Source organism: Novosphingobium sp. (genome assembly GCF_027489515.1).
Lineage (GTDB): Bacteria > Pseudomonadota > Alphaproteobacteria > Sphingomonadales > Sphingomonadaceae > Novosphingobium.
The window spans coordinates 69,086-77,384 of sequence record NZ_JAIXZS010000018.1 but is presented as its reverse complement, the minus strand read 5'-3'; the positions used below and the strand labels follow the sequence as shown (position 1 = coordinate 77,384).

General features: G+C 66.3%; 5 protein-coding genes and 1 pseudogene. 3 read left to right on the top strand and 3 right to left on the bottom strand.

What is annotated here, in order from left to right; all coding sequences use genetic code 11:
- Positions 1 to 266: 266 nt before the first annotated feature.
- Entirely contained in the window at positions 267 to 3,116 is a 2,850-nt protein-coding gene (polA, locus tag Q0082_RS02755) for a DNA polymerase I (RefSeq protein ID WP_298189624.1), read from the top strand.
- Between the two features lie 87 nt (positions 3,117 to 3,203).
- Here polA and Q0082_RS02750 read toward each other — a convergent pair whose 3' ends face one another.
- Positions 3,204 to 3,911, bottom strand: a complete 708-nt coding sequence (locus Q0082_RS02750) for a hypothetical protein (RefSeq protein WP_298189622.1) — start codon at positions 3,909 to 3,911, stop codon at positions 3,204 to 3,206.
- A gap of 156 nt (positions 3,912 to 4,067) precedes the next feature.
- Here Q0082_RS02750 and Q0082_RS02745 point away from each other — a divergent pair, with 156 nt between their 5' ends.
- Together Q0082_RS02745 and Q0082_RS02740 are read left to right on the top strand one after the other, a co-directional pair.
- A complete protein-coding gene (locus Q0082_RS02745; RefSeq protein WP_298189620.1) occupies positions 4,068 to 5,576 on the top strand; it encodes a YifB family Mg chelatase-like AAA ATPase in 1,509 nt (502 codons plus the stop codon).
- 12 nt (positions 5,577 to 5,588) lie between these two features.
- Entirely contained in the window at positions 5,589 to 6,314 is a 726-nt protein-coding gene (locus Q0082_RS02740; RefSeq protein WP_298189618.1) for a hypothetical protein, read from the top strand.
- Positions 6,315 to 6,318: 4 nt separating this feature from the next.
- Here Q0082_RS02740 and Q0082_RS02735 read toward each other — a convergent pair whose 3' ends face one another.
- Both Q0082_RS02735 and Q0082_RS02730 read right to left on the bottom strand, forming a co-directional pair.
- Positions 6,319 to 7,065, bottom strand: a complete 747-nt coding sequence (locus Q0082_RS02735; RefSeq protein WP_298189616.1) for a LytTR family DNA-binding domain-containing protein — start codon at positions 7,063 to 7,065, stop codon at positions 6,319 to 6,321.
- Positions 7,066 to 7,076: 11 nt separating this feature from the next.
- Positions 7,077 to 7,808, bottom strand: a pseudogene (locus Q0082_RS02730) (histidine kinase); the annotation flags it as partial.
- Positions 7,809 to 8,299 lie beyond the last annotated feature (491 nt).

Genomic DNA, 8,299 nt, shown 5'->3' with positions numbered 1-8,299 from the left:
TGGACCGCGCCGGGCCCGCAGCCCGCCGCAAAGCCTACTCTGGCGGTAGACTTCTCGCCCCAATTAATCGGCAATTCACCTGCTTGCAAGTCTTAGGAGCAGCAAACCCGTCACAGAGCGGTTATGTTTCTGATTAGAAACATTTTTTGTAAGATTGTCATAGGCCGAAAGCGACGGTTGGCGCATGATGAATCGCCCCCCGATTGCTGCAGCGCCGCAACATCGGGCGCTTTCGCTGGCGGGGGCGAGGCGCTACCACACCGTGCATGGACACCACAGCGCAGCCCGCTTCGCCGCCCCATGCGGCCCAACGTCATCTCTATCTGATCGATGGTTCGGCCTATATCTTCCGTGCCTACCACCGCCTGCCACCGCTGACCAACCCGGCGGGCGTGCCGGTGGGCGCCGTCTATGGCTATACGACGATGCTGTGGAAGCTGGCCGAAGACCTGCACAAGGCCGATGGGCCGACGCACCTTGCGGTGATCCTCGACAAGGGCTCGATCACCTTCCGCAACGATCTTTACGACCAGTACAAGGCGAACCGCCCGCCGCCGCCCGAAGACCTCGTTCCGCAGTTCCCGCTGATCCGCGATGCGACACGCGCGTTCAGCCTCGCCTGCATCGAGGAAGAGGGTCTGGAGGCGGACGATCTCATTGCCTCCTATGCGCGCGCGGCCGCCTTGCAGGGCTGGAACGTGACCATCGTCTCGTCCGACAAGGACCTGATGCAACTCGTCGGCCGCAAGACCGAGGCCGGCGGCTATGTCGACATGCTCGATACGATGAAGAACCAGCGCATCGACATCCCCGAAGTGATGGAGAAGTTCGGCGTCGAGCCCGAGCGGGTCGGCGATGTGCTGGCGCTGATGGGCGATGCGGTGGACAACGTGCCCGGCATCCGCGGCATCGGGCCCAAGACCGCGACCAAGCTGATCCAGGAACACGGCACGCTCGAAGGTGCGCTGGCCGCTGCGCCCGCCATGAAGCCGGGCAAGCTGCGCGACAGCCTGATCGAACAGGCCGAGATGGCGCGCCTTTCGCGGCAGCTCGTCCAGCTCAAGGAGGATTGCCCGCTGCCGCTGCCGCTCGAATCTTTCGAGCTGACCGCGATCCCGCCCGAGCCGCTCGCCGCGTTCCTGGGCGAGCATGGCTTCACCAGTCTGCTGCGCAAACTGGGCACCGCGCCTGCGGAGACGCCTGCGACACCCGGCGCGCCCGCCACGCCGAGCGGTGCGGCAGAGACGCGCCAGAGCCTGCCGGAATGGCCCGCGATCGACACCGCCGGCTATCAATGCCTGCAGACGCTGGACGCAATCGCGGCGTGGGTGCAGCGCGCGCAGGCCGTTCGCGTGGTGGCGGTCGATACCGAAACCAGCGCGCTCGATGCGATGCAGGCGGACCTTGTCGGCGTCAGCCTCGCGCTCGGGCCGGGCGATGCCTGCTACATCCCGCTCGGCCACCGCGGGAGCGACATGTTTGCCGAAGCGCCGGTGCAGGCCCCCCGCGAGGAAGCCCTCGCGCTGCTGAAGCCGCTGCTCGAAAGCGATGCCGTGCTCAAGATCGGGCAGAACATCAAATACGATATCAATGTGCTCGCCCGCTACGGGATCATGGCCTCGCCGATCGACGATACCATGGTGATGAGCTTCTGCCTCGATGCCGGGCGCAGCGAGGCGGGCGTCGGCGGGCACGGCATGGACGAGCTGGCAGAACGCCTGCTCGGCCACACCACGATTGCCTTCAAGGACCTGTGCGGCACCGGCAAGAAGGCGATCTCGTTTGCAGAAGTGCCGCTCCCCGATGCGACGCGCTATGCGGCGGAGGACGCGGAGGTGACGTGGCGGCTGCACCGCCTGCTGGCCCCGCGTCTTGCCGAAGAGGGCGGCACGCGCATCTACGAGCGCGTCGATCGGCCGCTGGTGCCGGTGGTGGCGAGCATGGAGCGGCATGGCATCCGCGTCGACCGCGAGCGGCTGGCGGGGCTTTCGTCGCAGTTTGCCGAGACGATCGCGGGCCTTGAAACCGTAATCCACGAGAAGGCCGGCCAGCCCTTCACCATCGGCAGCCCCAAGCAGCTCGGCGAAATCCTGTTCGACAAGCTGGGCTACAAGGGCGGCAAAAAGGGCAAGACCGGGCAGTACTCGACCGACCAGTCGGTGCTGGAAGGCCTTGCCGCGCAGGGCGCTGAAGTCGCCACGCTTGTGCTCGAATGGCGCCAGCTCTCGAAGCTCAAGTCGACTTATACCGATGCGCTGCAGGCTGCGATCAATCCTGCGACGGGCCGCGTCCACACCAGTTACAGCCTGGTCGGCGCGCAGACGGGGCGGCTTTCCTCCAACGATCCCAACCTGCAGAACATCCCGATCCGCACCGAGATCGGCCGCCAGATCCGCGAGGCCTTCGTGGCGGAGCCCGGCAACGTGTTGCTCGCGGCGGACTACAGCCAGATCGAATTGCGGCTGGCCGCGCATATGGCCGACGTGCCGGCGCTCAAGGAAGCCTTTGCGGCCGGCGAGGACATCCACTCACGCACCGCGCAGGAATTGTTCGGCACGGTGGACCGCGACACACGCGGGCGGGCCAAGACGATCAACTTCGCGATCCTCTACGGCATCAGCCGCTGGGGCCTTGCCGGGCGCCTCGGCGTGACGGCGGACGAAGCGCAGGCGATGATCGACCGGTATTTCGAGCGCTTCCCCGGCATCCAGCGCTATATCCACGAGACTTTGGAGAGCGTGCGCACGCTGGGCTATTCGGAGACGCTGTTCGGCCGCAAGACATGGTTCCCCCGGATCAATTCCAAGAACCAGGCCGAGCGGCAGGGCAGCGAACGCGCCGCAATCAACGCGCCGATCCAGGGCACCAGCGCGGATATCATCAAGCGTGCGATGGCGCGGATGAACCCGGCGCTGGCTGCGGCGGGACTGGGCCGCGTACGGATGCTGCTGCAAGTCCATGACGAACTGGTGTTCGAGCTGCCCGAGGCAGACGTGGCGGCGGCAAAGCCGGTGATCGAGGCGGTGATGGCAGGCGCGGCGGAACCGGCGATCAGGCTAACCGTGCCGCTGGGCGTGGAGATCGGGACAGGGCCGAGCTGGGGCGCTGCGCACTGAGGGCGATGCGTGAAATGCTCGCCTTCGCGGGGATGACGAAGGGTTGAAGGGGGAGGCGCGACTCTCGTCCGCCGCCTCCCGTTTCGCTCACTGCATCGGTACGTAGGGCTTGATATCCTTGGTGCGCAGCCAGAGCATTTCCTCGTTGGGCACCGAATTGGTCAGCGCGTAGAGGTCTTCGGCATTTTCGTCCGTGAGACCCATTTCGCGGTAATAATCGAGGTAGACCTTGTTGGCCGGGGCATCGGGCGGGAAATCGCCGGGCTGGTGGCCGCTTTCGTCCTTCCACGAATGGACGCCGAATTCGGCATCGGGCGCGGCGCTGCGACTGACGCCGGCGAGGAAGATTTCGACCCCGCCCGAACGCACCGAGCCGCCCGACGGCACATCGGTCGCAACGCCGTGGCGGCGGATCATCCGGCCAAGCACCAGATTGGCGCCATCATCCACGGTGCCGGGGCAATCGACCAGTTCCAGCACGCGGATGCCGGGATGCGCCTTCAGCATCTCCTTGAACTGCCCGGGGGACGCGCTGTCGACCTCACCAACCAGGGCGGCGTGCGAGGAATCGATAACGGCAAACGGACCAAAGCGGGGCAGTCCGGCAATCGCCTTGGCGATCCGCTGGTTGAGCGGTTCTTCGACCATGGTCTTGGTGGTGGTCACCTCGGTCCACCGTGTTCCGTGCGAATCGACCCAGGTGCGCGTCGCCACTTCCTGCGCGGCGACGTCCTGCACGGCGACAGGGGCCGTGCAAGCAATGCCAAGCAGGAGGGCGCAGGCGATTCGAACCATGGCGCCTTTATCCTCCACACTTGCTTGCCATTTTTCCAGCAAAACGCGGTAAATCGTGTTTAATGCAATTTGCCTCGAAATTGGCGTGACCGGCAGCCTGCCCCTATCCGCCATCCGTACATGCCCCTAGGTTGCCGTGCTGGCTGGGGAGTTCACATGGTCGCGCTGGTATCAACGGTTGCCTATCTCGGGCTGGAAGCGCGCAGTGTCGAAGTGCAGTGCCAGATTGCACCGGGCCTGCCGGCTTTCCGCGTCGTCGGCCTGCCGGACAAGGCCGTGGGGGAAAGCCGCGAACGGGTGCATTCCGCGCTCGCCGCGCTGGGACTGGCGCTGCCGCCCAAGCGGATCACGGTAAACCTTTCGCCCGCCGACTTGCCCAAGGAAGGCTCGCATTACGATCTGCCGATTGCGCTGGCGCTGCTGGCGGCGATGGGCGTGGTCGATCTGGAAAGCATCGCCGAGTATGTCGCCGTGGGCGAACTCGCGCTCGATGGGCGCGTTATTGCCAGCCCCGGCGTGCTGCTGGCGGCGCTTCATGCCAGCGGCATCGAGAAGGGGTTGATCTGCCCCGCCGCGCAAGGCGCCGAAGCGCGCTGGGCGAGCGGTGTGGAAATCGTCGCCGCGCCCGATCTCATCAGTCTGCTCAACCACCTCAAGGGCGCGCTGCGGCTGCCAGTGCCGGAACCGGGGGAAGTGGAGCAGCCGCCTCGCCGCGCCGACCTCAAGCAGGTCAAGGGACAGGAAACCGCCAAGCGTGCCCTCGAAATCGCAGCGGCGGGCGGGCACAATCTGCTCATGATAGGGCCGCCAGGTGCGGGCAAGTCGCTGATGGCTTCGTGCCTCCCCGGCATCCTGCCCGAACTCACGCCCGCCGAAGCTCTTGAAACCTCGCTCGTCGCATCGGTGGCCGGGCTGCTGGAAGAAGGTCGCATCAGCCGCGCACGGCCCTTCCGCAGCCCGCACCATTCCGCCTCGATGGCGGCGCTGACCGGCGGCGGATTGCGCGTGCGGCCGGGCGAAGTGAGCCTCGCGCACCTCGGCGTGCTCTTCCTCGATGAACTGCCCGAATTCCAACGCGCCGTGCTCGATTCGCTGCGACAGCCGCTGGAGACGGGCGAAGTCACCGTCGCGCGCGCCAATGCGCACGTCACCTTCCCGGCACGGGTGCAGCTGATCGCGGCCATGAACCCGTGCCGCTGCGGCCATCTTGGCGATCCCGCGCTAGGCTGCAGCCGCGCGCCGCGTTGTGCGGGGGATTACCAATCCAAGGTATCGGGCCCGCTGCTCGACCGGATCGACCTCCATGTCGAAGTTGATCCCGTCTCCGCCGCAGACCTTGCACTGCCGCCGCCTGCGGAAGGCTCCGACGCGGTAGCCGCGCGTGTGGCGGCGGCACGGCGGGTGCAGACCGCGCGGCTCGACGGCAGCGGACGGCGCACCAATGCCGAACTCGAAGGCGATCTCCTCGAACAGTACGCCACACCGGACGAGCCGGGGCGCAAACTGCTCGCGCAAGCAGCCGAAGCGATGCGGCTATCCGCGCGCGGCTACACCCGCATGTTGCGCGTGGCGCGCACGATTGCCGATCTGGCGGGGGCGGAGACGATCGGGCGCGTGCATGTGGCCGAAGCGCTGAGTTACCGGCGGATTGCGCCGCGGGCGTAAGTTGGAGGGGTCATGGGAACGCGTATTGGAACGATGCTGTTTGCTCTCGCGTTGGCATCTCTGGGCACTTCCTCGGTCTCCAAAGAAACAGATCAGGACGGCGGCTTGGCTGACGCTCGTCTTGTAAGGATCAAGCAAGGCGAGAAGCGCTTCTTCTACCGAACAAAGGAAACCGCCGGGTGTCCGGCCTTGACCGCCAGATGCCGCGGGAAGGGCTATGTGCTTCCTGGTGATCTCCTTCTGGCGTGGTCGAACCGAGGTGCGTTCACCGAAGTGGAATTTGTCACGACGAAAGGACAGCACAGTGTCGGCGCCATCGAGACGGCATCGCTGGAGACCGTGACTGAGCCCCAAATGCCTCCGCTTTCAGGCTGGATTGGCGGTTGGACCCGCAACATTGAAGGGCATATCGATATCGAGGCCATCGGCAAAACAGGCAGGCTACGCGTGAAAGGCTTTGCCTTTTGGGGATCAACCGATCCCGTGCGCGTCCGGAATGGCGCGGTCCACGATGGCGAGCTTGATGGCAACTTCGTGCCCAGCGGCGCTTGGGGCGGCGTGCTCGATAATGGCACTGAACAACTAGACTGGCGACTCGCCTTCCCGTTCAATTCCGAAGACGACTACGCGTGCCAGGCACAGTTCCGCCTGCTTGGACCCTATCTGATCGTCAAAGATGACGGGGACCACTGCGGCGGGGCGAATGTGACGTTCTCGGGCGTCTACCGGAAAGGGTAACACCCTACCTCCCCGCCATCGCCTTGGCCTTCGCCAGATAGGTCCGACCGATCCGCAGCAACTCCCCATCCACCAGCTGCGCCGACCACACGCCGAGGCCATCATGCTTCAGCCCCGCGATCCGGTCGCGGCGCACGATGGTCGAGCGATGCAGGCGGATGAAACGCTCGGGATCGAGCCGGTCTTCCAGCCGCTGGATGGTGTGGAGCAGGAGATAGCTGCGGGTTCCGACGTGCAGCCGCACATAATCCCGCTCGGCATCGATGCGGTCGATATCGCCTGCGGCGATGCGGATCAGTTCGCTGCGGTGGGGGACCCAGAACTCCTCGATCCACGGGCTTTCGGCCGGAGCTGCCGTTTCAGCCGGCTGGGCGGAATCGCGCCGCGCCAGCGCCCGGTCCACGGCGCGTTCGAGGCGGTCCTGCGCGACGGGCTTGAGGACATAGTCCACCGCGTCACAGTCGAACGCCTCGACCGCGAAGTGATCGTGCGCGGTCACGAAGATCACAGCAGGGCGCGGCGACAGGCGCGCAACGCCGCGGGCCACGCCAAGGCCGTCGACCTCGGGCATTGTCATGTCGAGCAGCACGAGTTCGGGCGAGAGGGCCTCGCACAACCGCAGCGCCGCCGCGCCGTCGCTGGCAGTGCCGACCACGTGCAGCGCCGGGATGCGCGCGCACAGGATCTGCATGCGCTCCACGGCCAGCGGTTCATCATCGACGATCAGGGTCTTCATTGGCAGCGTAGACATTTGCCCCCCTTCTATTCGCAGCCCGAGCGCACCAGCGGGATTGTCAGCACCGTGGCATAGCCGCCCGCCGGCAAGGCCGCGCTTTCCACCCGCGCCTCATCGCCGAAGCGCGCGGCGAGCCGGTTGCGCACGTTCTCCAGTCCGATCCCGGTGCCGCCGTTCTGCCCCGCCTTGCCCGGGCCATCGTCCGCCACCGTCAGCACGAGTTTGCCGCCCGCTTCCTGCGCAGCGATGCGGATCGTGACGGGGCGGGTGCTCGCCGAGACGCCGTACTTGATCGAGTTCTCGACCAGCGGCTGCAGGATCATGCCCGGCACACAGGCGTTCTCGAGCCCTTGCGGCACATCGAACTCGCAGACCAGCCGCTCGGGAAACCGCACTGCCTCGATTTCCAGATAATGGCGCTGCAGCGCGATCTCGTCCGCCAGCGGCACGTCCGCGGTGGGATCGCCGGCAAGGCTGTGGCGGTAGAAGCTTGAGATCGTCTGGATCATCTTCTCCGCCTGCTCGGTGCGGCCGACCATGACGAGCGCGGAGAGCGAATTCAGCGTGTTGAAGAGGAAGTGCGGATTCACCTGATAGCGCAGGGACCGCAGCTCCGCTGCCTTGGCCGCGCGCTTGTATTCGCCTTCACGCCGTTCGGAGGCGCGCGCCATCTCGGCATTGCCGAGCGCGATGTAGAGTCCGGCCCAGGCAATCAGCAGGAAATAGCGGCCGAGCGCGACATCGGTGAGCTGTTTCCACAGCCCTTCGTCCTCGATCATCTTGCTGATGATCGCGCTGTGCAGCTGGCTGTCGCTGTCCGTCGCGGCGGGAGCCGGCTCCGCGGCAGGCGCAGCGCTGACCGTGGACGCCGGCGATGGCGCGGGGGATGGCACCGTCACGGGAGCCGGCTTTGCCGCCGGTTGCGCCGCCGCGCGGCGGACCGCGGACCGCGGCTTGCTGGCGGCGGCCTTGTGCTCCTTCGCGCCGCGCGCGCGCACTTCCTTCACCGCTTCTCCGACCGGACCGGCGGGTGCGGGCGGCACGTCCCTTTCCGAAATGAGCCCCGCGTCCGCAAGGCCGCGCAGCACGTTCCAGCGCACCGCATCGATGCCCGCGAGGCGCGCCTGCGCGGCCGAGAGCTGCGCCTCGCTCCGCGCGCGCTCCATCTCGCGCTGTGCCTCGGCAACTTCGCGCTGCGCTTCAGCCAGTTCATCGGCCATTTCATCTGCATGTTCGGCATCGGTGGTGA

Coding starts and splice junctions, on each gene's coding strand:
- polA (WP_298189624.1), top strand. CDS start 267: ATGGACACCACAGCGCAGCCCGCTTCGCCGCCCCATGCGGCCCAACGT.
- Q0082_RS02745 (WP_298189620.1), top strand. CDS start 4,068: ATGGTCGCGCTGGTATCAACGGTTGCCTATCTCGGGCTGGAAGCGCGC.
- Q0082_RS02740 (WP_298189618.1), top strand. CDS start 5,589: ATGGGAACGCGTATTGGAACGATGCTGTTTGCTCTCGCGTTGGCATCT.
- Q0082_RS02735 (WP_298189616.1), bottom strand. CDS start 7,065: ATGTCTACGCTGCCAATGAAGACCCTGATCGTCGATGATGAACCGCTG.
- Q0082_RS02750 (WP_298189622.1), bottom strand. CDS start 3,911: ATGGTTCGAATCGCCTGCGCCCTCCTGCTTGGCATTGCTTGCACGGCC.